Annotated in this window: 20 protein-coding genes and 1 pseudogene; 17 read left to right on the top strand and 4 right to left on the bottom strand. The window is 45.2% G+C overall.

Translation table 11 applies throughout. The features are described 5' to 3' along the window. Positions 1–121: 121 nt before the first annotated feature. From DYD54_RS05595 to DYD54_RS05565, 7 genes and pseudogenes are all read left to right on the top strand, one after another. Entirely contained in the window at positions 122–1,459 is a 1,338-nt protein-coding gene (locus DYD54_RS05595) for a short-chain fatty acid transporter (RefSeq protein WP_063514095.1), read from the top strand. A gap of 28 nt (positions 1,460–1,487) precedes the next feature. Continuing rightward, positions 1,488–2,664, top strand: a pseudogene (locus DYD54_RS05590) (thiolase family protein). A gap of 121 nt (positions 2,665–2,785) precedes the next feature. Continuing rightward, positions 2,786–4,168, top strand: a complete 1,383-nt coding sequence (locus DYD54_RS05585) for a GntP family permease (RefSeq protein ID WP_063514094.1) — start codon at positions 2,786–2,788, stop codon at positions 4,166–4,168. A gap of 23 nt (positions 4,169–4,191) precedes the next feature. Further along, on the top strand, positions 4,192–4,980 hold the full coding sequence (locus DYD54_RS05580; RefSeq protein ID WP_046696598.1) for a 3-hydroxybutyrate dehydrogenase: 789 nt from the start codon (positions 4,192–4,194) through the stop codon (positions 4,978–4,980). A gap of 31 nt (positions 4,981–5,011) precedes the next feature. Next, positions 5,012–5,713 (top strand): CoA transferase subunit A, encoded by a 702-nt coding sequence (locus tag DYD54_RS05575; protein ID WP_063514093.1) that lies wholly within the window; start codon positions 5,012–5,014, stop codon positions 5,711–5,713. Positions 5,714–5,722: 9 nt separating this feature from the next. Further along, the gene (locus tag DYD54_RS05570) at positions 5,723–6,355 is read left to right on the top strand and encodes a 3-oxoacid CoA-transferase subunit B (protein ID WP_063514092.1); all 633 of its coding nucleotides are present in this window, start codon (positions 5,723–5,725) and stop codon (positions 6,353–6,355) included. Positions 6,356–6,587: 232 nt separating this feature from the next. Then, complete coding sequence (locus DYD54_RS05565) at positions 6,588–6,989, top strand: DUF4377 domain-containing protein (protein ID WP_063514091.1); 402 nt, start codon at positions 6,588–6,590, stop codon at positions 6,987–6,989. Between the two features lie 76 nt (positions 6,990–7,065). Here DYD54_RS05565 and DYD54_RS05560 read toward each other — a convergent pair whose 3' ends face one another. After that, a complete protein-coding gene (locus DYD54_RS05560) occupies positions 7,066–8,478 on the bottom strand; it encodes an L-serine ammonia-lyase (RefSeq protein ID WP_063514090.1) in 1,413 nt (470 codons plus the stop codon). 302 nt (positions 8,479–8,780) lie between these two features. On the opposite strand from DYD54_RS05560, the gene DYD54_RS05555 reads away from it, so the two are divergent. The 8 genes from DYD54_RS05555 (at position 8,781) to yghU (ending at position 17,275) form a co-directional block, all read left to right on the top strand. Beyond that, positions 8,781–8,975, top strand: a complete 195-nt coding sequence (locus DYD54_RS05555; RefSeq protein ID WP_063514089.1) for a (2Fe-2S)-binding protein — start codon at positions 8,781–8,783, stop codon at positions 8,973–8,975. A 415-nt stretch (positions 8,976–9,390) separates the two neighbouring features. Continuing rightward, positions 9,391–9,885, top strand: a complete 495-nt coding sequence (gene bfr, locus DYD54_RS05550) for a bacterioferritin (RefSeq protein ID WP_063514088.1) — start codon at positions 9,391–9,393, stop codon at positions 9,883–9,885. 42 nt (positions 9,886–9,927) lie between these two features. Next, positions 9,928–10,401, top strand: a complete 474-nt coding sequence (gene bfr / locus DYD54_RS05545) for a bacterioferritin (protein WP_063514087.1) — start codon at positions 9,928–9,930, stop codon at positions 10,399–10,401. Positions 10,402–10,754: 353 nt separating this feature from the next. Continuing rightward, entirely contained in the window at positions 10,755–13,580 is a 2,826-nt protein-coding gene (gene aceE, locus DYD54_RS05540) for a pyruvate dehydrogenase (acetyl-transferring), homodimeric type (RefSeq protein ID WP_063514086.1), read from the top strand. Positions 13,581–13,591: 11 nt separating this feature from the next. Then, positions 13,592–15,232 carry a dihydrolipoyllysine-residue acetyltransferase gene (locus DYD54_RS05535; protein ID WP_063514085.1) on the top strand — a complete coding sequence of 547 codons (1,641 nt, stop codon included), beginning with the start codon at positions 13,592–13,594 and terminating at the stop codon, positions 15,230–15,232. Between the two features lie 391 nt (positions 15,233–15,623). Further along, the gene (locus tag DYD54_RS05530; protein WP_063514084.1) at positions 15,624–15,875 is read left to right on the top strand and encodes a hypothetical protein; all 252 of its coding nucleotides are present in this window, start codon (positions 15,624–15,626) and stop codon (positions 15,873–15,875) included. Between the two features lie 41 nt (positions 15,876–15,916). Beyond that, complete coding sequence (locus DYD54_RS05525; RefSeq protein WP_063514083.1) at positions 15,917–16,393, top strand: hypothetical protein; 477 nt, start codon at positions 15,917–15,919, stop codon at positions 16,391–16,393. Positions 16,394–16,474: 81 nt separating this feature from the next. Next, complete coding sequence (gene yghU, locus DYD54_RS05520) at positions 16,475–17,275, top strand: glutathione-dependent disulfide-bond oxidoreductase (RefSeq protein WP_063514082.1); 801 nt, start codon at positions 16,475–16,477, stop codon at positions 17,273–17,275. 40 nt (positions 17,276–17,315) lie between these two features. Here yghU and DYD54_RS05515 read toward each other — a convergent pair whose 3' ends face one another. Next, positions 17,316–18,071, bottom strand: a complete 756-nt coding sequence (locus DYD54_RS05515; protein WP_063514081.1) for a MipA/OmpV family protein — start codon at positions 18,069–18,071, stop codon at positions 17,316–17,318. A gap of 447 nt (positions 18,072–18,518) precedes the next feature. Here DYD54_RS05515 and DYD54_RS05510 point away from each other — a divergent pair, with 447 nt between their 5' ends. Continuing rightward, positions 18,519–19,772, top strand: a complete 1,254-nt coding sequence (locus DYD54_RS05510) for an NRAMP family divalent metal transporter (RefSeq protein ID WP_063514080.1) — start codon at positions 18,519–18,521, stop codon at positions 19,770–19,772. 50 nt (positions 19,773–19,822) lie between these two features. Here the strand turns inward: DYD54_RS05510 and DYD54_RS05505 are convergent, their stop codons facing one another. Beyond that, the gene (locus DYD54_RS05505; protein WP_063514079.1) at positions 19,823–21,001 is read right to left on the bottom strand and encodes a S1C family serine protease; all 1,179 of its coding nucleotides are present in this window, start codon (positions 20,999–21,001) and stop codon (positions 19,823–19,825) included. A 215-nt stretch (positions 21,002–21,216) separates the two neighbouring features. Between DYD54_RS05505 and DYD54_RS05500 the strand changes: the two genes are divergently transcribed. Next, complete coding sequence (locus DYD54_RS05500) at positions 21,217–21,978, top strand: Nif3-like dinuclear metal center hexameric protein (RefSeq protein WP_063514078.1); 762 nt, start codon at positions 21,217–21,219, stop codon at positions 21,976–21,978. A gap of 94 nt (positions 21,979–22,072) precedes the next feature. On the opposite strand, the gene DYD54_RS05495 is transcribed toward DYD54_RS05500, so the two are convergent. Then, positions 22,073–24,802, bottom strand: coding sequence for a LysM peptidoglycan-binding domain-containing protein (locus tag DYD54_RS05495; RefSeq protein WP_407662078.1), 2,730 nt, complete (start codon positions 24,800–24,802; stop codon positions 22,073–22,075). Positions 24,803–24,868: the final 66 nt, after the last annotated feature.

The raw sequence follows: 24,868 nt of genomic DNA, 5'->3' as shown, positions 1-24,868 counted from the left end.
CTCTTTTTTATTGTTTTAAAGCGGTTGAATACTTAAAAAGTGCTTGCAGAGAATAGTAAGTTGGTTTAGGATAATAAAAAATGAATTTTGGTTTAGTTTTTAGTTATAACAAGGAATGTTTATGTTTGCCACTCTTACCAACCTTAGCGTACAACTGGTCAATCGCTACTTACCATCCCCTTTTGTCTTTTCTGTGGTCTTGACATTCATTGCCTTTATTGCAGGGATTGTCTTGAAGGGTCAATCCCCTTTGGCGTTGGCTCATCATTGGGGTAATGGTTTGTGGTCGCTTCATAGCTTTGCCATGCAAATGGCACTGATTTTGGTAACGGGCTATGCCTTTGCCAACGCCCCTATTTTTCAAAAGCTATTGGATAAGCTGGCAAGTAAAGTTCATCGACCTATAACAGCGATTGTGGTTGTTACTTTGGTGGCGATGATTGGTTGTTTGTTAAATTGGGGTTTTGGACTGGTGATTGGGGCAGTATTTGCCAAAGCCCTTGCCAAACGAGTGCGAGGCGTGGATTATCCGCTGCTTGTGGCTTCTGCTTATTCAGGATTTTTGGTGTGGCATGGTGGACTATCAGGTTCTGTGCCACTCACATTAAGCACGGGCGGTGAGACACTTGCCAAATTATCTGGTGGTACATTGAGTGATGTCGTGCCGATTTCTGCAACCATTTTTTCATCTTACAATCTTATTATTGCAGGGCTGATTTTGCTCATTGTGCCGATATTAAATGCACTCATGCACCCAAAAAATCCAACGCTTGTTGATCCAGAATTAATACAGGACAATCCTTTCGTGCCACCACCAACCAACACGCCCGCCCAAAAACTAGACGATAACCGTCTGATGATGATACTTTTGATGATGTTAGCAGTGGGGTATTTTGCCGTAGAATTTAGCAAAAGCATGAATTTTGGCTTAAATATCGTCATTGGATTGTTTTTATTCATTGGGCTACTTGCTCATGGTACGCTAGAACGCTATTATCGTGCCGTCAATGACGGTATCAGTGGTATTACAGGCATTGTGCTGTTGTTTCCTTTTTATGGGGGAATCATGGGTGTGGTTACAGGGGCGAATGCGGACGGCATATCCATTGGCACGCAAGTTACCAATTTCTTTTTAAATCATGCATCTAGCGACACTTTTCCCATATTGGCGTTTTTGAGTGCAGGGGTTGTGAACGTCTTTGTGCCGTCAGGGGGTGGTCAGTTTGCGGTGCAAGGTCCTATCATGATGCCAGCAGGTCTTGCCCTTGGGGTTAAGCCTGAGGTTACCGCCATGGCGATTGCTTGGGGTGATGCATGGACGAACATGATACAGCCGTTTTGGGCGTTGCCATTGTTAGGCATTGCAAGTCTTGACGCAAGGGCGATTATGGGCTATTGTCTTATGGTGCTGATTGTATCAGGATTGATTATAGCAGGTGGGTTTTATTTTCTAGTTTAATTTTTTGACAAACAAATAAGGAGTTTTTATGTCAAATCCGGTCATCATCTCAGCATCTCGCACGCCCATGGGGGCGTTTCAAGGGGCGTTTGCCAGTCTATCATCGCCACAGCTTGGGGCGGTTGCCATTCGTTCGGTGCTGGATAAAGCAGGCGTGTCCGATGATAAGATAGATGAGGTCATCATGGGATGCGTGCTGTCAGCAGGTGTGGGACAAGCCCCCGCTCGCCAACCCATGCGACTTGCCAATATGCCCGACAGCGTGGGGGCAACCATGATAAATAAAGTCTGTGGCTCGGGACTCATGTCTGTCATGACCGCCTGCAATGCCATCAAAGCAGGCGACAAATCTGCCGTCATCGCAGGAGGCATGGACTCCATGACCAACGCCCCATATGCCTTGCCTAAGGCTCGTGGGGGCTTTCGTATGGGGCATGGTGAAGTTCTTGATTTGATGTTTTTTGACGGCTTACAAGATGCCGAATCAGGCAAGCTCATGGGTGTATATGCCCAAGAAATGGCGGACAAAAAGGGCTATACTCGCACCCAAATGGACGAGTTTGCCATTTCATCGCTAAAAAAAAGCCATGAATGCCATTGATAACGGTTATTTTAAAGACGAAATTTGCCCTGTTACCGTCAGCACTCGCAAGGGCGATGTCGTGGTGGATACGGACGAACAGCCTGCCAACGCCAATATCGATAAGATCCCAACCCTAAAACCTGCCTTTGCCAAAGACGGCACAATCACCCCTGCCAATGCAAGCTCTATCTCAGACGGCGCGTCTGCGGTGCTGGTGGCAAGCGCTGAATTTGCCAAAGCCAATAACCTGACTGTACTGGCTCGGATTGTTGCCCACGCAAGCCACGCCCAGCACCCAAGCGAGTTTACCATTGCCCCTGTCAGCGCGGTGCAAAAGGTGCTTGATAAAGCAGGGTGGATGGCAAAAGACGTAGATTTATGGGAGATTAACGAAGCCTTTGCCATGGTCACATTATCTGCCATTGATGCTTTTGAATTGGACGCTGATAAGGTTAATATTCATGGTGGTGCGTGTGCCTTAGGGCATCCTTTGGGGTCATCAGGGGCAAGAATTTTGGTAACGCTCATTCACGCCCTAAAACGAGTGGGTGGTAAAAAAGGCATTGCAAGCCTGTGCATCGGTGGCGGTGAGGCGGTGGCTATGGCGATTGAGTTGCCTTGATTTTTGATTTTCAAGGACTGTACAGGGTTAATTTAGTGGGTTTTTACTCAATGTTTTATGATGTTTATGAAACTCACAAAAAAATCAACCCAATCCAAACATGACAATCATGGAGTGATTTATCATGAGTATTCTGGCTATTATTATCTCTCTTGTGCTTTTAATGTACTTTGCTTATCGAGGTTGGTCTGTATTAATATTAGCTCCACTCATGGCAGCATTGGCGGTTATTCTATCCGGGGATGGCACTTTGCTTTTGCCTGCCTACACTGAAACATTCATGAAGGCGCTAGGCGGATATTTATTAAAATTTTTCCCCATATTTCTATTAGGAGCGTTATTTGGACAGCTCATGGCGGATTCTGGTGCAGCTACGACTATTGCCAATACTATTACCGAAAAATTAGGTGCTAGCAGGGCAATTTTGGTGGTAGTTTTGGTTTGTGGCATCTTGACCTATGGCGGTGTGTCACTTTTTGTGGTTGCTTTCTCTATTTATCCCATTTCAAAAGCTCTATTTAGGCAAGCAGACATACCTAAACGCTTAATACCTGCCAGTATTGCTCTTGGTTCGTTTACCTTTACCATGACCGCTTTACCTGGCACGCCTGCTATTCAAAATGCCATCCCTATTCCGTATTATCAGACAAATGCCTTTGCCGCACCTATTTTGGGGTTAATTGGTGCTTGTATCATGTTTGTATTGGGAACTTGGTGGTTGCAAAGCCGTGCCAACTTAGCCAAAAAAACAGGAGAAGGCTATGGCAACCATATAGATGATGACACCAAACTTTTAAGTTCCAACATGTCATTTGTGTTGGCGGCACTTCCACTTATTTTAGTGATTGCCATCAATGCTTTACTGACTTATGGCGTGTTTCCCAACATGGATTTTGGGGCGATTACTGCCAAATTCCCCGAACTTGAAATCAAAGCCAATCTTGGCTTATGGTCTATCATCATCGCTCTATTAACATCATGCTCTGTACTTATTTTATTAAATTTAAGACACTTCAAGAAGCTACAAGAATCAGTTAATAAAGGCGTCTATGGCTCCATGCTGCCTATTTTTAATACCGCATCAGAAGTCGGTTATGGAGCAGTCATTGCCACGATGGCGGGATTTGCCATCATGCGGGATAACATTCTTAACATTTCACCAAACAACCCTTTGGTTTCTGAAGCGGTTGCCATGAGTGTTTTGGCAGGCATTACAGGCTCATCATCAGGTGGGCTAAGCATCGCCCTACAAACGCTCGGCGAAGATTACCTGAGACTTGCCATTGAGCATAACATAGATCCAGAGTTGCTACATAGAGTTGCTGTCATGGCGGCAGGCGGTCTAGATACCCTACCACATTCTGGTGCGGTCATTACATTGTTTGCCATTTGTCACCTAACACACAAGCAATCTTATGTAAATCTTGCTATTGTTACCATAGCTATTCCAATTCTAGCAACCATATGTGTTATTATGCTGGGCACATTCTTTGATTCTTTTTAATATCATGACACAAAGGAGTATGAATGATAAATCATGACCTAAAACACAAAACCGCTTTTATTACAGGGGCAGGTGGTGGTATTGGAAGGCAAATTGCACTTGAATTTGCAAAAGCAGGGGCAACGATTGGTGTGGCTGACATAAACTTAGACCACGCCCATGGTGTTTGCGATGAAATAAAAACCTTAGGTGGTCAAGCAAAAGCCATATTGCTGGATGTCACACAAGAAAATCAGGTAAATCAAACCATTGATGATTTTGTGGCAGAATATGGGGCTTTGGATACTTTAATATCCAATGCAGGCATTCAAATCATCAATCCCATTGATAAGCTTGCTTATAATGATTGGAAAAAAATGCTTGCCATACATTTGGATGGTGCTTTTTTGACCACAAAAGCCGCCCTAAAACATATGTATGCAAAAAACTCTGGCACTGTCATTTATATGGGTTCGGTGCATTCTCACGAAGCATCAGCTTTAAAATCCCCTTACGTTACCGCCAAACATGGACTTTTGGGATTATGCCGCACGCTTGCCAAAGAAGGAGCAAAACATAATGTCCGCTCTCATGTTATCTGTCCTGGTTTTGTCAAAACACCATTGGTAGAAAAACAAATCCCTGAACAGGCTCGTGAAAAAGGCATTAGTGAAGAAGAGGTGGTAAAAAATATCATGTTAGGCTCTACTGTGGATGGTGAGTTTACTACCACTGATGATGTGGCAGCTTTGGCATTGTTTTTGGCAAGTTTTCCAACCAATGTATTTACAGGACAGTCCTTTATTGCCAGTCATGGCTGGTCAATGAAATAAATCAACCATACTTTTAACCTTAGGAGTCATCATGACAAAAGTATATGACAACGCCCAAACCGCTCTGGCTGATATTGTAAAAGATGATCAAACGATTGCCGTGGGTGGGTTTGGGCTGTGCGGCATCCCCGAAGCCCTGATCGCCGCCCTGAGAGACACAGGCGTAAAAAACCTAACCTGTATCAGTAATAACGCAGGCGTGGATGATTTTGGGCTTGGGCTACTTCTAAAAAGTCGCCAAATCAAAAAAATGATCGCGTCTTATGTGGGCGAAAACAAGGAATTTGAACGCCAATTTTTGTCAGGCGAGCTTGAAGTGGAGCTTACCCCACAAGGCACGCTTGCCGAAAAACTTCGTGCAGGCGGGGCGGGCATTCCTGCTTTTTTTACCAAAACAGGCGTGGGAACAAAGGTTGCTGAAGGCAAAGAAGTGCTTGAATTTGACGGGGTAGAATATCTCATGGAACGCTCACTTGTCGCTGATGTGTCGCTTGTCAAGGCATATAAAGCGGACAAAATGGGCAATCTCATTTTTAGAAAAACTGCCCGTAACTTCAACCCCGATGTCGCGACCGCAGGTAAAATCACGGTCGTGGAAGTCGAAGAGCTTGTGGAGATAGGCGAGCTTGACCCTGACGAGATTCATCTGTCAGGCATTTATGTACATCGTATCGTGGTCAATGCCACGCCCGAAAAACGCATTGAACAACGCACCATTAGACAACAATCATAGGGGAAAATCATGGCCTGGACAAGAGAGCAAATGGCACGCCGTGCCAGTTTGGAATTACAAGACGGTTATTATGTGAATTTGGGCATTGGTTTGCCAACATTGGTTGCCAACTACATTCCAGATGGCATGACGGTCATGCTTCAATCAGAAAATGGACTTTTGGGCATTGGGGCGTTCCCCACCGAAAGCGAGATTGATGCTGATTTAATCAACGCAGGTAAGCAAACGGTAACCGCTCAACAGGGGGCGAGCTTTTTTAGCTCATCGCAGTCTTTTGGCATGATACGGGGCGGCAAGGTCAATCTTGCCATCCTAGGGGCAATGGAAGTTTCCGAAAAGGGCGATTTGGCAAATTGGATGATACCAAACAAAATGGTCAAGGGCATGGGCGGAGCGATGGATTTGGTCGCAGGTGTCCAGCGTGTTATTGTGCTTATGGAGCAGGTCAATAAACATGGCGAGCCGAAGATTTTGCCTGAGTGCCAGCTTCCTCTGACAGGTAAGGGCGTGGTTAATCGCATCATTACCGAACTTGGGGTGTATGACGTTACCGATAAGGGGCTTGTTTTGGTGGAGCTTGCTGATGGCGTGACATTTGAAGATGTTCAAAATGCCACACCGGTTACCGTACACCAATCTTAATATCACACCATATGACATAAAAAGACAGCTTAATTTTATGCTGTCTTTTTTGTGCATTGCCTATTTATTATACAATGTTACCGTGAATCTGTTACATCATAGCAATATTAGCGTGCTATTATTTAAATCGAGTAAATATTTTACTTAAATTAATACAGAGTTAAGATTAAGATTTTCTAACTTTATATTGATATTAATTTTTATCAATAAATCACAATCAAGGAGATTAATCATGAAAAAATTTGCCATCGCATTGACCGCTGCCGCTATTGCCCTGACAGGTTGTGCATCAAACAACCTAAATGATACGCGTGTCATGACTTTAGAAGGTCAAACCAAAGAAGTTAAAATCATTGAAATCCCGAGCTTCCAAGTAGAGATCGCACCACGTAAAGCTGTGTGCGAACTAACCAGTACAACTGGTACTAAAGTTGCTGGCGAATGCCTACAATATCGTCGCACCATCGATCGTAACTTTAACGTGCTAAGCGGTGAAATCCAAGGTTTTGAATACGAAGAAGGTTTCCGTTATGTGCTAGATGTTAAGCAAACAAGGGTTGCCGAAGGCAATAATGTAAAACCTGTATGGACACTAAACAAGCTAATCTCTAAAACACCAGAAATTATCAACTAATCGCTTGTCTTTCATAAAAAGATCTCTACAATTAGAGATCTTTTTGTTTGGGTGAAATATTAGTATTATCGACATTTTAGCATTGACTAAAGCCCACATTAATGCCAATGCTGGCAGTAGGAATGCGACTATCAGCATAGACGGCCAGACCACCGCGTGCGGTTTCTTTGTATTTATCCATCATGTCGCGACCAGTCTCCTTCATGGTCAGGATGGCTTTATCTAGTGACACATGATGCGAGCCATCGCCTCGAAGTGCAAGACGCGCCGCATTGATCGCCTTAACCGATGCCATGGCGTTGCGCTCGATGCAAGGCACCTGCACCAATCCTGCTATCGGGTCGCAGGTAAGACCTAAGTTATGCTCAAGCCCAATCTCAGCAGCGTTCAAGCACTGCGCAACTGACCCGCCCATCACATGAGCCAAGCCAGCCGCCGCCATGGCACAGGCAGAACCCACTTCGCCTTGACAGCCGACTTCTGCACCTGAGATTGAAGCGTTGTGTTTGATGAGCGCGCCTATCGCACCTGCCACCAATAAGAACTCACGCACCCCTTGATGGCTGAACGACGGGATAAAACCACGATAGTAGTGCAGTACAGCAGGAATGATTCCTGCGGCACCATTGGTCGGCGCGGTGACGACCTTACCGCCTGCAGCGTTTTCTTCATTGACCGCCAAGGCATACAAATCCACCCAGTCCATCGCCAAAAGGCCACCATCAGAAGAGCGGCCATATTCTTTGGATAATTGATCATATAGACCCTTGGCGCGTCGTTTGACATTAAGCCCGCCTGGCAAGATGCCATCTTTTTGACAGCCTTGGGTTACACATGCCTGCATGACCTCCCATATCTCGGTTAGATAGTCTTTAATCTCTTCTTCTGGGCGAATTACTGATTCATTTAGCATCATGAGCTCGGCGATGTTTAGAGATTTGGCTTCGCAGATGGCGGACAGCTCTGACGCCATTTCAAAAGGATAAGGAAAATTAATGTCTTCATCTATGGGCTCATCAGCCATGATCTCATCCTTATCCACGACGAAGCCGCCGCCGATAGAGTAATAAGTCTGCGAGATAATTTTATCATCATCCAAAAAAGCACTAATGCTCATGCCGTTAGGATGATGGGGCAGGGTGACTTCATCATACCAGACGATGTCACTGCCATAGTTAAACGAGATTTGCCTGACACCGCCCAGCAGCAAGACACCATCATTCATGATGGGCGCTAAATAATCATCCGTCTTCGTCGTGTCCATGGTGCGCGGCTGATGACCGAGCAATCCTAACATCACTGCGGTATCTGTGGCATGTCCCTTGCCCGTGGCGGACAGTGAACCATACAGATCCACCCGTATGCTATTGACCAAATGCACATCGTCACCAAGCAATTCTAGAAATCGGTTCGCCGCCACCATAGGTCCGACCGTGTGCGAGCTTGAAGGGCCTATGCCAATTTTAAATAAATCAAAAACACTAATCATGCGAATTCCTTTTTAAGATTTTAGGTATAGACAAATTATCAGCGATATTATGCCATAAAATAAATCTGTTTACATACTGATATATTCATCCATTTCCGACTAAAATAGTCAGGAATGTTTTGTTTTATTTACCATTAATGCGATTGTTATTTGTTTTCTTTATTAAATAAGAAAAATTCTTAAAAAATGTTGAAAACAAGAATTGTTCCTGTTATAGTATTCATCAAATCAATGACGGGCTTTGATTTTTATCATTAGCATGAGGAAGGGCGGTCAATCACCGCTTATTACAGGAGACCATCATGTACGTATGTATCTGCCACGATGTAAAAGACACTCAAATCAACACCGCCATGACCCAAGGCATCAACACCCTACAAGGTCTTCAAGATGCATTACAGGTCGGCACTTGCTGCGGCTGTTGTGTGCCTATGGTGCAAGACCTGATTGACGAACATCAAGCCAGCTTGCCTGTGATTGATGTCATGGCAGGTTAATTGAAGTTAAATATGTTGCGCTAATATTTCTATAAGTAATGCAGGACGCATCCATGTGACAATCATTCTTATTGATTGATCCTACTAATCGATAATCATTATTAAACTAATAAAATAAAATTATCCTTAAATGATAACAGCTTGCTATTGTGAGCTGTTATTCTTTTATTTATATTAGTGAAATCAAATACTTATAATACCTATTTGAGAATGATTTTATCTTAAATTTATGTCAAAACCTCAGTTAAATACGTTCTCAATGTGAGAGCCATTCGCAGATTGCATTCCGTTATCAGTTCATTTGTTATACAATTATTAGGGTGATATTTGTCGTATTTATGTTAATATATACTCAACTTGATGATGGGTAGCTACATCCATCGTCTTGTATTCTTAACACAAACAGGAGCAACAGATGAAATCTTCTCAAAAAGTCATTGATTATCTAAACTTTCTATTAACTGGCGAATTAGGCGCGCGCGATCAATATTTTATCCATTCTCAAATGTATGCGGAATGGGAACTTGGCAAGCTGCACGATCGCATCTATCACGAGATGGAAGATGAGACACTGCATGCACGCCTTATCATCAATCGCATCATCATGCTAGGCGGCATACCTAACATGCAAGTGGGCGAGATTAACATTGGTGCTGACGTGCCTGCCATGCTACAGTCTGATCTCAACTTAGAATACACCGTTCAAGAGCATCTAAAAGAAGGTATCGCCATCTGTGAAGCTGAGCGCGACTATGTCACTCGTGATATGCTGGTGCGCCAATTAGAAGATACCGAACAAGATCACGCGCACTGGTTAGAAAAACAGCTTCGCCTAATCGAGCTTATGGGTCTTCAAAACTACCTACAAAGCCAGACTGCTGAACCGAAAATGGTTGGCGCTGCACACTAACTTGCAGATTGCTAAATTTGGACATTTGTTAGGAGGGTAACCATGAAAGGTGATAAAGAAGTCATCCGCGCACTTAACAGCGTGCTGGGTCAGTCGCTCATCGCGATTAACCAGTATTTCTTGCATGCACGCATTGTGAAGAATTGGGGCGTTAAAGAGCTAAACGACGCATTTTATAAGCAGTCCATCCAAGAGATGAAATGGTCTGATGAGCTTATTGAACGCATCCTACTATTAGAAGGTCTGCCGAACTTGCAAGAGCTTGGCAAGTTGCTCATCGGTGAGAACGTAGAAGAGATTTTGGCATGTGATTTACGTCTAGAGAAACGTAAGCATGACGTGCTTGTTGATGCCATCGGCGTATGCACCGAAAAACGCGATTTCGTTTCTCGTGAGCTGTTGATCAGACTAAAAGACGGTAACGAAGAATACGAAGACTGGCTTGAGACTCAACAAGAGAAAATCGAAGACATCGGCATTCAAAATTACATCCAAATCCAATCCACTGAAGATTGATTTGGGCATGATCTATGACCGACAGACCATATATGGGTTTGTCGGTTCTTGTAATGGCAATAAAATGACTCTAAATAAGTATAATTCTTATTTATAATATAAAAATATGCCATAATGAATTGATTTAAAATAAGTATTTTTTAAAAAAATATTGATAATTTTTTCATTTTCTAAAAACGATAAACTTTTTTGGAAAAAGCCTTTATAATATAAATGATCTTTAAAGTGTGCTATTAATAGTTTCATCATTTTGCCATAAAAGACGTGTAATTTACTTGACTGGCAACGCGACGACGATTGTACATTTTAAATTCACCGCCAATATTTGGCTAAATTTTAATTAGGATACCTTTATGACCACTTATTATAAAGATGCCGACCATGTCGAAACCCAAGAGTGGCTTGACGCATTCGCCTCGGTTATCAAAAACGCTGATAAAGAACGCGCTCAATTTCTACTAAAAGCACTATACAACATGGCGGTACAAGAAGGCTTACCGTTTAACCGATTAGACACTGCTTATATCAATACCATTCCTGCTGAAGATGAGCCGAACTATCCTGGCGACCTTCACATGGAGCGTAAGCTGCGCGCATTGATTCGTTATAATGCGCTTGCGATGGTGATGCGTGCTAACCAAAATGACGATGAGCTGGGTGGTCACTTGGCGACTTTCGCATCATCTGCGACACTGTATGAGACAGGTTTTAATCATTTTTGGCGTGCACCTGATGAGAACTTTGGCGGCGACATGATCTATTATCAAGGTCACGGCGCACCAGGCATGTACGCGCGTTCATTCCTAGAAGGGCGCTTAAGCGAAGACCAACTCAAAAACTTCCGCCGCGAAGTGGGCGGTAAAGGTCTATCAAGCTATCCACACCCATATTTGATGCCTGACTACTGGCAATTCCCAACAGTATCGATGGGCCTTGGTCCATTGATGTCTATCTACCAAGCACGCGCACAAAAATACCTAACGCACCGCAGCCTCATCAAAGACGAAGACCGCAAAGTATGGGCATTCTTGGGCGACGGCGAGACGGACGAACCTGAAAGCTTGGGTGCGATCTCAATGGCAGGCCGTGAGAAGCTTGACAACCTAATCTGGGTCATCAACTGTAACTTGCAACGTCTAGACGGTCCTGTGCGCGGTAACGGCAAAATCATCCAAGAACTAGAATCTGTATTCCGCGGCGCAGGCTGGCGAGTGATCAAGGTGATCTGGGGTGATCATTGGGATCCGCTACTTGCTAAAGACACCACAGGCGTACTAAAACACCGCATGGAAGAAGTGGTTGATGGTGATTATCAGCTGTACGAAGCGCGTGATGGTGCATTTACCCGCAAAGAATTCTTCGGTAAATACCCAGAGCTTGAAGAACTGGTAAAAGATCTGTCCGATGATGAGATTCAGCGTCTAAACCGTGGCGGTCACGACCCGAAAAAAGTCTATGCTGCTTATGCTGAAGCCATGAAAACCAAAGGCCAGCCAACGGTTATTCTAGTAAAAACCGTCAAAGGCTATGGTCTATCAAACCAAATCCAAGCGGTTAACAAAGCCCACCAAATCAAAAAACTTGACGAAAGTGGTCTAAAATACTTCCGCGATCGCTTTGATCTGCCATTTACCGATGAAGATCTTAAGACGCTGCCATTTTATCGTCCATCAGAAGATTCAGCAGAATACAAATACCTAATGGGTCGTCGTCAAGCATTGGGCGGACACTTGCCGGCACGTCGTAGTGGTCACACACCATTACAAATCCCAGAGCTGTCTATCTTTGATCAAGTACTACAAGGCTCAAAAGGCAAAAAACAATCGACCACAATGGTATTCGTGCGTCTATTGTCAGCACTATTAAAAGACAAAGCACTGAACAAATATGTCGTGCCTATCGTACCAGATGAAGCACGTACGTTCGGTCTAGAAGGCATGTTCCGTCAGCTTGGTATCTATTCATCAGTCGGTCAAAACTACGTCGCTGAAGACGCTGAAGCACTGATGGGTTATAAAGAAGCCAAAGACGGTCACATGCTAGAAGAGGGTATCAACGAAGCAGGCGCGATGAGTTCTTGGATTAGCCTTGCAACCAGCTACTCAACCAACGCCTTGCCGATGATTCCGATGTACATCTACTACTCAATGTTCGGTTTCCAGCGCGTGGGCGACCTAGCTTGGGCGGCTGGCGACATGCAGGCACAAGGCTTCTTGTTCGGGGCGACTGCAGGACGTACCACGCTAAACGGTGAAGGCCTACAACACCAAGATGGTCACAGCCACATTCTATTTGGCACCGTGCCTAACTGTGTTACATACGATCCTTGCTTCGGCTATGAGCTTGCCGTTATCATGCATGACGGTCTAAAACGCATGTATGGCGAAGGTGAGCGCGTATACTACTACATCACACTGATGAATGAGAACTACGAGCACGAAGCCATGCCACCAGGTGTCGAAGAAGGTATCAAACGCGGTATGTACCTGCTAGAAGACAATGGCTCAAGCCAAGTTCAGCTTCTGGGCTCTGGTGTTATCCTACGCGAAGTTCAAAAAGCCGCTCGTATCCTAAATGACGACTTTGGCATCAAGGCAAACGTGTGGAGCGTCACCAGCTTCAACGAGCTGACTCGTGATGGCATGGCATGCGACGACTACAATCGTCTGCACCCAACCCAAGAAGCTAAGACCCCATGGGTAACTTCACAGCTTGCTTCACATCAAGGCATCGTGGTCGCGGCAACTGACTACATGCGTAACTACTCAGAGCAAATCCGTGGCTGGCTACCTGACAGTCGCCCATACACCACTTTGGGCACGGATGGCTTTGGTCGTTCTGATAGCCGTGAGCAGCTGCGCAACTTCTTCCATGTTAATGCTGAACACATTGTCGTGGCGACACTGAAGAAGTTGGCTGATGAAGGCGAGATCGATGTTCGTCTGGTTCAAGATGCAATCAACAGCTTTGACATCGATGTGGATCAAGCACCTGCATGGCAACCACAGCCGCATTATGATTATTTCCCGGATGCGCCTGCCGCTGCCGTGAACGAAAACCCAACGCCAGTTCCAGATTTTGTGGAAGATTCTGATGACGCCATCAGCAGCGAAGGGCGTGCCGAAAATAAAGCAGATGCACCGATCCTAAATGACAACAATGTCGCAGAACCTAAATAAGGAGACGATCAATGGAAATTAAAGCCCCTGATTTGGGTGTAGATAGTGCTGAAGTCGCCGAAATTTTGGTTAAAGTTGGCGACATCATCAACGAAAATGACAACATTATCCTAGTAGAATCAGACAAAGCGTCGGTAGAAGTACCGTCGCCTATCTCTGGCAAGGTAACCAGCATTGCCATCAATGTTGGCGACAGTGTTAGCGAAGGCAGCGTCTTACTTAGCGTTGAAGCTTCGGATGGCGCGGCAGCTTCTGAAAGCCCAAACGACGAACCAGCGAAGACATCAGAAGCACCAGCCCCTGCTCAAGAAGAGGCTAAGCCTGCCGAATCAGCTCAGTCTGCACCTGCTGGTGGTAGCCAAACCCATAATCTACCTGATCTAGGTGTTGATAGTGCTGAGATCGCTGAGATTATGGTGAGCGTTGGCGATCAAGTGGAAGAGAATCAGCCACTGCTGTTGGTAGAATCTGACAAAGCATCGGTTGAAGTGCCAGCACCTGTCAGTGGTGTGGTCGAGTCGATCTTAGTCAATGCTGGTGATAGTGTATCTAATGGTCAAGCCTTTATTGTCATCAAGGCAGAAGGGGCGGCAGCACCCAAAGCAGAAGCTGCGCCAAAAGATACACCAAAACAAGAAGCGCCAAAAGCACCTGTCCAAGATGAGTCGCCAAAACCTGCATCATCAAGCAGCGCCAAACTGCCAGAAGCAGAAGTTAACGCACGAGCCAAAGACGCTCACGCAGGGCCTGCGGTACGTAAGCTTGCACGTGAACTGGGCGTAGACATCAGCACCGTCAAAGGTACAGCTGCCCACGGTCGCATCCTAAAAGAAGACCTATTCGGCTATGTCAAGTCGGTGATGACGGGTGCGCAAGCTGCACCAAAAGCAGCACCTGCTGCAAGCGGTCCAGCGATCAGCTTGCCACCACTGCCTGACATGAGCAATAAAGAAATCTGGGGTGAGATTGAGACGGTTGATCTAACGCGCCTACAAAAAGTCTCTATTCCGCAGCTTAACCTAAACACGCTTTTGCCACAGGTTACGCAGTTTGATTTGGCGGACATTACCGACACCGAAGCCATGCGTAACGAGTTAAAAGCCGAGTTTAAGGCACAAGGCGTCAGCCTTACCATTTTGGCGTTTATCGTTAAGGCGGTGGCGTATGCTCTGACCCAGCACCCTAAATTCAACAGCCACGTGTCGGATGACAACACCCAAATGATTATCCGTAAATCGGTGAACATGGGTATTGCAGTGGCGACTGATGATGGCTTGATTGTGCCTGTGATTCGTGATGCCCAAGCCAAAGGCATTCGCCAGCTTGCCATTGAGATTGGCGAGCTTGCCAAAAAAGCCCGTGATAAGAAACTGTCTGCCAAAGACTTGCAAGGTGCGTCATTCACCATTTCAAGCCAAGGCAACATGGGTGGTACTTATTTCACACCACTTGTCAACCATCCGCAAGTGGCGATTTTGGGAATTTCTGAATCTACTTATCAGCCACGCTGGAACGGCAAAGAGTTTGAGCCACGTCTTATGCTACCGTTGTCTCTATCGTACGACCACCGTACGATTAACGGAGCGGATGCGGCGGTGTTCACTCGCTATATTGCTAAGCTGTTGGCTGACCCGCGTAAAATCTTGCTTTAATAAAAACAAACAAAAAAGGTGGTGTCATGCCGCCTTTTTTGTGTATGGATGATTGTAAAATAGGCATTGTTTGGCTATACTAAATTTTTTGCTTGGACTTATGCATGAAGTTATTTTTCAAATCATTGACGTTAGCTGTGATTACTTCGACTTGCATCAGCAATACAGCTTTTGCAGACATTTCCTTTACTAAGGATGATTTGATCGGCAAATGAGAATGTTATGATCATGATCCAGGATTGCAGTTTCGTGCCGAATCCGTCATCGAGAATCGAGCGGATGGCACACATAGCGAAAACTCCGTGATGTATTTTGATGATATGAGGCGTCTGAATATTATCAAATCAACAAGACAAAACTCATCTCTAAGTGGGCGCTCGATGATGATGTCATGAGCTTCTATGATGTTGTTATCAGTTATTATGAAGTGGACATGCCAAACTATGACGAAGAAAGTACAGGCATATCAAAATATGGTTTTATGATATTTAACACCGTCATCAATCGTGCCGAATTAGAGAAATCTATGGTTGATGATCTGTCATCAAAGATTAAATTTATTGACAAGAATACCTATATCTACACATCTGTAGAGGAAGATTTTTTGCTTGTAGAACAGGGTTATTGCAAGCACGTACTTTAATTCACCCATGAACGATGATGACACACGAATAAGGAGTATCAGTGAGAGGATTATTAATAAGTGCCATCTTGATGGCTTTGGCACTGCCAAGTCATGCGATGAGCTTTACACGTGCTGATGTGGTTGGTGATTGGTTATGCCAGATCGATTATCAAGGCCAAAAGAACAAAGGTCTAATGCGTTACCACGCTGATGGCACGGCCGATGAATATAATGAGATAATATATCAAAGCCCATCTAGCCCCACATTAGAATTTATCGAGACACATTACAACTGGCGCCTAGAGGGTGATAAGCTACATATGGATGGCTTGAACAGCTTGGATTATTATAAGCAGTATTACTTCTTGCCAGGTGGGCTCGTTAGAGTAGATGACAGCGAAACCGCCGAATATCAAGAATACATCGTTGAAAGCTTTCAAGAGAACAATTGGCATTATGTGGCATTCGATGATAAAGACACGCAACGTTTTTATTTTGAAAATGGCTATGGCGGTGTTTGCAAGCGTTTAAAATAAATCAAGCTACACAAAGTAATTAATATATAATTATATTGAAATTACGATAAATTCATCAATATATCAATCTTAGGAGTTATCATGACAACCTACATACCCCCAAAAGTTTGGGATATTAATTCCATTAATATGGGCGGCAAATTTGGCGGCACGAACCGACCAACCGCCGGCGCACGACATGAACAGACATTACCAAGCGGCGATAAGCCGTATCAGCTATACAGCCTAAGCACTCCAAATGGCGTTAAGGTAAATATCATTCTAGAGGAATTAAAGGCTCAAGGTTTGCTTGATTTTGATGCTTATAAGATTGATATCATGGCGGGCGATCAGTTTGGTTCAGACTTCGTTGAAATCAATCCAAACTCAAAGATTCCTGCGCTTGTCGATCATACTGGCGATGATTCTGTAAATGTTTTTGAAAGCGGGGCGATTTTGTTATACCTTGCCCAAAAATACGACCAGTTTTTACCAAAAGATGCTGCCAAGAATGCCGAAGTATTGTCTTGGCTCATGTGGCAGATGGGTTCTGCGCCTTTTGTGGGTGGTGGATTTGGGCATTTTTATGCTTATGCGCCGGAGCCAATCGAATACGCCATCAACCGCTACACAATGGAAACCAAGCGTCAGCTTGATGTGCTAAATCAACACTTGGCGAATCATGATTACATCGCAGCTGACGAGTACAGCGTTGCAGATATGGCGATTTATCCTTGGTATGGCTGGTTGGTATTAGGTAAATTATACGTGACGGACAGTTATGATGCGGCGACTTTCTTGGATGTGGACAATTATCCAAATGTCCAAAAATGGGCAAAACGCATCGCTGCTCGTGCTGCCGTCCAACAGGCCGAAAAATTAACCCTACAGCCAATTAATTAAACAAAAATCCGCTCAACATTGAGCGGATTTTTGTGGTTTATCAGAACTTATAATTCACACCAAGGCGAGTTGTACTCTCGATACTACCATCAGTCATTGGGCTGTCTTTTTGGGCTGATGACAGCCATTCAAAGCGCTGATTGGCAAATAGGGCGATATTGTTGTTCATGTCATAATTGACCATCGCAGAGATGAATGGGCTGATGCCATCATCCGCTTGGTAAGCCTGTACACCAGTGCGTGCGCTTTCACGCTCAGTCACGCCGTAGTAGTTGTTGTTGTAGTTCTTGTCGCGCCATGTCGCGCCAAATGATGGATAAATGGTGAATTTATCTACATTAAAGCGGCTAACGTGCGACAAGGTCACAGCCGTACCATCATGACGACCGCCAACGTCGGTAGCAACTTTGGCCTTGAATCCACCAATTGGCGTGATGTGCATGTAGCTGGCATGTGCAAGGACGGAGGCTTTACGCTCATCCAAGCCTTTAATCTCATCATCAGCATCATCTGGATCGAAGCTACGCCCATCATAGCCGACGCCGATGCGCGCATGATGTTTATTGTCTTTATAAGGATAAAAGCCCAATTCGCCACCTTCAATGTACCAGCGGTTATTGTCATAAAAACCTTGTGGAGCAAAGCCAACTGTATTATCAGCTTTATAAGCGCTGGCGGTGTAGCCGACATTCACACCAAAACTAAGGCGCGCATCTGGATCGACAGGTAGACTTTGGGCGTGGGCAGTAAGGCTTACAAAGGCTAAAACAAAAGCTGACGCGGCAAATTTTTTCATGATTAATTCCCAAATAAAGTAAATGGAATCAAAGCTATTATAAAACAAATCTATAAATAATGTGTAGTTTTTGGTAAATGGGTAAATCTGATATTAAAAACCGTGTAAACTAATGGACCTTACAGGTGATTCATTTAAAATTACGAATGTCCAAAATTACCAGAACCGATTAGTTATACTTCGCATAATCTATATTATGTTAAATAATAAAAATAGTGATAGAAGCTTTTATCGACCTTTAATTAAATCATTTTTATCTTAGTTTATACTATCATTTTATTAATAAATCCACCAATCTTATGATCCATATTCGCCATGCTTGATTTATATTGCCCATTAAAAACCGTTAGTCTGATTTGGCATTACAATAATTCATGATTGAATTGATGGTATTTCTTGCGCTTTTGTTTTAGTATGTTGTTTTTATTTTTTGGAATTTGGTAGATTATGAGAGATTTATCACAAGTAGGCACGAGCAAAACGTTAAACTGGCGTGCGTTTGGTCCTGGTATTCTGATGGCGTCAGCAGCAATCGGCGGTTCGCATCTGATTTCATCAACGCAAGCTGGTGCGCTTTATGGTTGGCAGCTTGCCATCATGATTATTTTGGCGAACGTTTTTAAGTACCCATTTTATCGATTCGGTACCGAATATGCTTACAGTACTGGTGACAGCTTGGTTGTCGGCTACGCCAAAAAATCACGTGTTTACTTATGGATTTTCTTTATTCTGTGCACCATGTCGGGCATCATCAGTACGGGTGCGGTCGCCCTGCTGTGTGCTGTGATTTTAGGTCATTTATTGCCGTTCGAGCTTGGCACATTACCACTTGCGGCGGGGGTTATGATTGCATCGTGGGTGCTGTTGGTGGCTGGTCACTATAAAGCACTTGATAACATTACCAAGTGGATCATCATGGCGCTGACTGTCGCAACCATTGCCGCAGTCGCGGTTGCCGTGGACAAGCCTCCTGTGATGCAGCCTGATTTTATTGAGGCGTCGCCTTGGAATCTGGCAACGCTTGGCTTTATAATCGCACTCATGGGATGGATGCCTGCGCCACTAGAATTCTCAGCGATCACATCGGTTTGGACATCCAAGAAAATCCGCACCGATCACACCAGCCGCTATCAAGGCATGGTTGACTTCAATGCAGGCTATATGACATCGGCGATTTTGGCGCTATTTTTCTTGGCGCTTGGCGTATTCGTACAATATGGCTCAGGCAAAGAGATTGCCATGCAAGGCGGCGCCTATGTTGGTCAGCTGATCGAGATGTACACGCAGACCATCGGCGAATGGTCAAGATTGCTTGTTACCTTCATTGCATTTTTGTGCATGTTCGGCACGGTGATCACGTGTATCGACGGCTATGGACGTACCAACGCAGAGAGCCTATCACTGATTAAATCAGGCGACACCCTATTGTCTGAAAAGTATGTCAAACTATGGACGACATTCACCGCGATCGCAGGTTATGTATTGATTGCCTTCTTTATGGGTCAATTGGCCGCATTATTAAAATTCGCCATGATCAGCGCTTTCGTTACCGCGCCTATCTTTGGTTACCTAAACTACTCACTCATCAAAAGCGAAAACAAACTAACACCGGTCATGAAATGGTACGCCATCGCAGGTATCGCATTCTTGTTAGCATTCACCCTGCTGTTCTTATTTCAGTCTTTTAAGATCATTGGTTGATTGATTTTACAAATAATAAACCTGCTCATGTGGCAGGTTTATTATTTGGATTATCTGTCTAGATTTGGGCGTTCTCCAAGTGTGATTTGAAGCGTCATTAGCTCTGTATCACGAATGATTTTTGCTGCTAGTGTGGTATTTGGTGTGTGCCGAGACACCACACCTGATAGAGTATTGGCATCCTTGATCGCAACGCCATCTAGCTCCACGATAATATCGCCCGCCTGTAGTCCTGCAGCATAAGCAGGCGCACCTTCCCAGACTTGCGTCACTAAGACGCCTTGGCTTGATTCTAGGCTGATCGGATTGGCTTGATTCTGAGCAATGCCAACACCAAGCCAACCACGGTTGACTTTGCCATTGGTGATGAGCGCGTTCATGACCTGCTCAATAATGCTTGTTGGAATAGCAAAACCAATGCCCATCGACCCACCAGAACGCGAATAAATAACCGTATTAATCCCAACAAGCGCGCCTTCAGAATCAACGAGCGCCCCGCCTGAATTACCAGGATTAATCGCTGCATCCGTCTGAATAAAATCCTCAAAGCTACTGATACCAAGTCCTGTACGCCCTGTCGCTGAGATGATGCCTTGAGTAACTGTCTGACCAACACCAAAAGGATTGCCAATAGCAAGTGCCACATCGCCAACACTGATGGGCGAACTGCGAAATGCTAACGGCTCTAGATCATCAAGCTCTACTTTAATCACGGCCAGATCACTGTCTGCATCACTGCCAATGACTTTCGCGCGCGTCTTGCGTCCGTCGTTTAGCGCGACGATGATGTCATCAGCCTGACTGACGACATGCGCATTGGTGACGATGTAGCCATCCTTTGAGACAACCACCCCCGAACCCAAGCTTGCGCCCTGCTGCATCTGAGCACCATAATACTGCTCAAAAAACTCCCTAAACACCGGATCATTCATATAAGGATGGCGAACGGTCTGAGTTGTATAGATATTAACCACTGACTTAGCGGCACGATTGACCGCATCTTTATATGAGCTGATGGCGGGTGCTGCGTTGGAGATTTGGGCAGGTTCAGCTGTTACGGGCGTCCAAGCTTGATTCTCATGTGTCGGCTGTGCTATCGCCTGCTGAGGCGTACGCATAAAAAAGGCCCAATATAAAACAGCTGCCAACACTAATGCGATCAGCCATGGCAAAATCAGCCAAATACTTGCGCCCTTCTCACGACGTGGTGAATGCTGCGGATGGTTCATTCGGTATCCTTATTCAAATTAAATCTTCGGTATTATAATGGATAAATATTGGGATAATTTTGCGAAGATAAAGTGAATTTAAATAAAATTATTACTCAATTATACGATTAATCACTGAGTGAGGCTGCAATTTTATAAATCAATACAAAAACCCAGCATTTGCACAATAAACAAAAAATCGTTAAAATAATTTATTTTATTATTGTAGAATTATTATGACCGCCATTACCGCTACCGCTCTGAGCGCCTTTTGTGATGAATACCTAGGCGCGGATGAATTTAACGACTACTGCCCTAACGGACTACAAGTCGATGCAGAAACGCCCATCACCAAGGTCATCACTGGAACGACCGCCTGTCAAGCACTCATTGATGAAGCCATCCGTAAAGATGCACAAGCGATTTTGGTGCATCATGGCTATTTTTGGAAAGGTGAACCCGCGCCTTTGGTTGGCATGAAAGGTCGTCGTGTGCGCACATTGATGCAGCATGGGATATCGCTCATCGCATATCATTTACCCTTAGATGCCCATCCTATTATCGGTAATAATGCCCTACTTGCCAAGGCGCTTGACCTTGAGGTAACTGGCGCATTATATCCCTATGAGAAGCATCCGATTGGTAACATCGCTACATGCGAGCCGATTACTCCTGCTGATTTTGCTGACAAGATCACTGCCAAACTGAGTCGCACCCCACTACATATCGCAAGTGGTAAATCCCACCTTGCCAAGATCGCACTATGTACAGGTGGCGCTCAGGACATGATCGAACAAGCCGCCAAGATGGGCTGCGATGCGTTCATCTCAGGAGAGATCTCCGAGCGCACGACACATAGTGCGCGTGAGCTAGGCATAGATTATTTTGCCGCAGGGCATCATGCCACCGAACGCGATGGCATTCGTGCGCTTGGCGAGGTCGTCGCCAAGGAGATGGGCGTGGAAGTGGTATTTGTAGATATTGACAATCCTGCATGATATTAGGCTGTAAATAAACAAGATTTAGGCTCTAGCATGTAGCATTTATTTAAATAATAAAAAACCGCACTCTATGTGCGGTTTTTTGTTTGGTTTATTTGTTCGGTACAGTTAGCTTCTGACCGATGCGAAGACTTGCGTTATTCTCAAGATTATTCATCTTTGCAAGCTCTTCAGTGCTGATGCCGTAGCGACGTGCTAGCGAGATCAGATTATCGCCCGATTTTACCTTATAGGTTGTGGTAAGCTTTGGCACCTTAATAACTTGACCGCGGCGCAACTGAGCATTAGTGGCAAGATTATTTGTCTTCGCCAAATCATTGACAGACACACCAAATCTGGTCGCCAACCCTGTTAAGTGCTCACCAGATTGAACGGTGTAATTTTCAGTATTGGCGATGGTGTTACCTGCAGGCGCTGCTTGTGATGGCGTCGCTTGAGTGTTTGCGCTTTGGCTGCGAGCAGGTGTGGCAATAGCGGCAGGCTTAGCAGAACCTGCAGCAGGAATGGTGATGGTCGTACCTAATAGCAAGTTTGAATTGGTATTTAGATTATTCGCATTCGACAATTCCTTAATGGTAATGCCGTGACGTGATGCCACCGATGTCAAGCTATCGCCAGATTTGACGGTGTACTTGATCGGTTGATTATTTAGTTTGCGAGCAACGGTTGCATTTGATACCGGCACCTTGATGACCTGACCTGCAATCATGCGAGCATTTGGCTGGAAGTTATTCAGCGCTGCGATATCCGCATTAGACACACCCAAGCTATTAGCAATGCCTGTTAGCGTATCGCCTGGCTTAACAGTATAAGTACCCGTCTGAGAACTTGCACGCTGACTGACAGGCTTCGGTGCTGTATTGGCGGCAGGCGCGACATTTGTCACTTTTGCGGCAGGTACCTTGATCTGCTGGCCAATCAATAGGCCATCAGTTGGCGACAGACTGTTCAGCTCAGCCAGCTGATGCACGCTAATGTCGTATTTACGTGCGATAGAAGTTAGGCTCTCACCTGCCTGTACGCGGTGTGTTGCTGTCTTAGTGTTATTGGCAGTGTTATTAGTCTTAGTGACTGTATTGGTGGCTGTTTGTGCAGGCTTAGGTGCTGGTTTGACCTTACCTGGTACCAGCCACAATTTCTGACCACGTTGAACATAGGTGTTCGTACTGATGTTGTTATAGCTTGCTAATTGATTTACTGTCAGATTATTCGCTGCAGCGATGCCTGTCAATGTATCACCAGAGCGCACGGTATAACTCTCAGGACGTGCTGCAGGTTTGCGCTCTGCAGGTTTACGCTCTGCAGGTCGAGATGTATTGGCATTCGTCTGTGGACGTGGCTGCTGCGGAGCTGCCACAGGTGGTGGTGTATAACTTGGCTCAATGACAGGCTCAGATGCAACAGGTTGTGGCTGTGGTGCAACTGCGACAGTCGTGGCAGGTGCTGAGTAGCTTAGTGATTTGGACTGGCCACGTGCTTCTAATACAGACTGAGCTGTCTGTAGTGCGTCTAGCTGAATATTGCCGTCGTTAGGGTTTACCGCTTGTGCCGCTTCAGGTGTTGTCGCTTGGATCTGTGCAGCGATAAAGTCACGCTCTTCTTGAGTCAATGGCGGCTCCTGAACGATGGTGTTATTGGCAGTCACCTGCGCAATGGTGGTCGGCAAGGTATTAGACTGCATCAGTTCTTGCTGTGATGTTGAATTGACAGTAGCGCCTTTATTTGGTAGAACGTACTGAGTCGTCTGCGCAGGCGCTGTGGCTGAATATGAACCGCCATAGCCAAAGCCAGTCAGTGCAGACAGCTGATCATCAACACTACTATTTAGACTATCAGGAATTACGATACGATTTGGGCCTGCACTATCAACCGTAAAATTCGTTAATGCCGGGTTGAGTAGACGCAATTCATCAAAAGGCACGCCAGTGATGTTAGCGATCTCTTGCAAGCTAACACCATAGTTCACAGGTACAGTTCTAAAATGCGAATGGTTGGCGATGGCAGGCAAGTTTACGCCATAGCTAGATGGCGATGCGACAATCTGCGACACCGCGATAAAGCGTGGCACATAGTTCATCGTCTCAGTAGGTAGATTCAATGACCAATAATCAGTTGGTAAGCCCGCCGCTTCGTTAGCGCGAATAGCACGAGACACCCTGCCAGGACCTGCGTTATAAGCCGCTAAGGCAAGCTCCCATGAGCCAAATTGATTATAAAGGCTGGTCAAGAAATCATAGGCAGCACGAGTCGACTCGATCACATCACGGCGACCATCGTAGCTTGAGCTTTGATTTAGACCATAGATACGACCTGTACTTGGGATGAACTGCCACAGACCTGCCGCCGCCGCATTAGAGGTGGCAGATGGATCGTACGAACTTTCGATGATTGGCAGTAGTGCAAGCTCAGTTGGGATGCCACGACGCTCTGCTTCCGTTACTGTATGGTGCAGATAACGTGATGCACGCGCAGTCAGACGATCAAGGTAGCTTTGACGGCTATAGAACCATGACTTTTGAGCTTCGATACGAGCATTATAGGTATCGCCCATCTTGTAGCCACGGCGTACACGATCCCATAAGTTACCATAGCGTTGAACCGTCAAAGCATCGCCTTGCACCATGCTCATGTCTGTGGCTTGCAATAAATCTTCTAATTCATCAAGCATCGCTTCATCCAACACGCCGCTATAGCCACTTGATTGGCTTTGTGTGGCTGGCGTTGCGGTTGTGCGTGCAGTGTTGTTGGTTGGCGTGCTGGTGCCTGTACTACTACATGCTGCCAAAAAATAAGCCGACACCGCAAGCGTCAATGGCTTCATCAGCCCCACTGTGCGTGAATTTTTTTGGTTTTTTGTGCGGTCTGGGTGGTCGTTGGTAGACAATGA

The sequence above is a fragment of the Moraxella ovis genome (genome assembly GCF_900453105.1).
Taxonomy (GTDB): Bacteria; Pseudomonadota; Gammaproteobacteria; order Pseudomonadales; family Moraxellaceae; genus Moraxella; species Moraxella ovis.
Note: the sequence above shows the minus strand (reverse complement) of the source record. Positions and strands in the feature narration are given on the sequence as shown.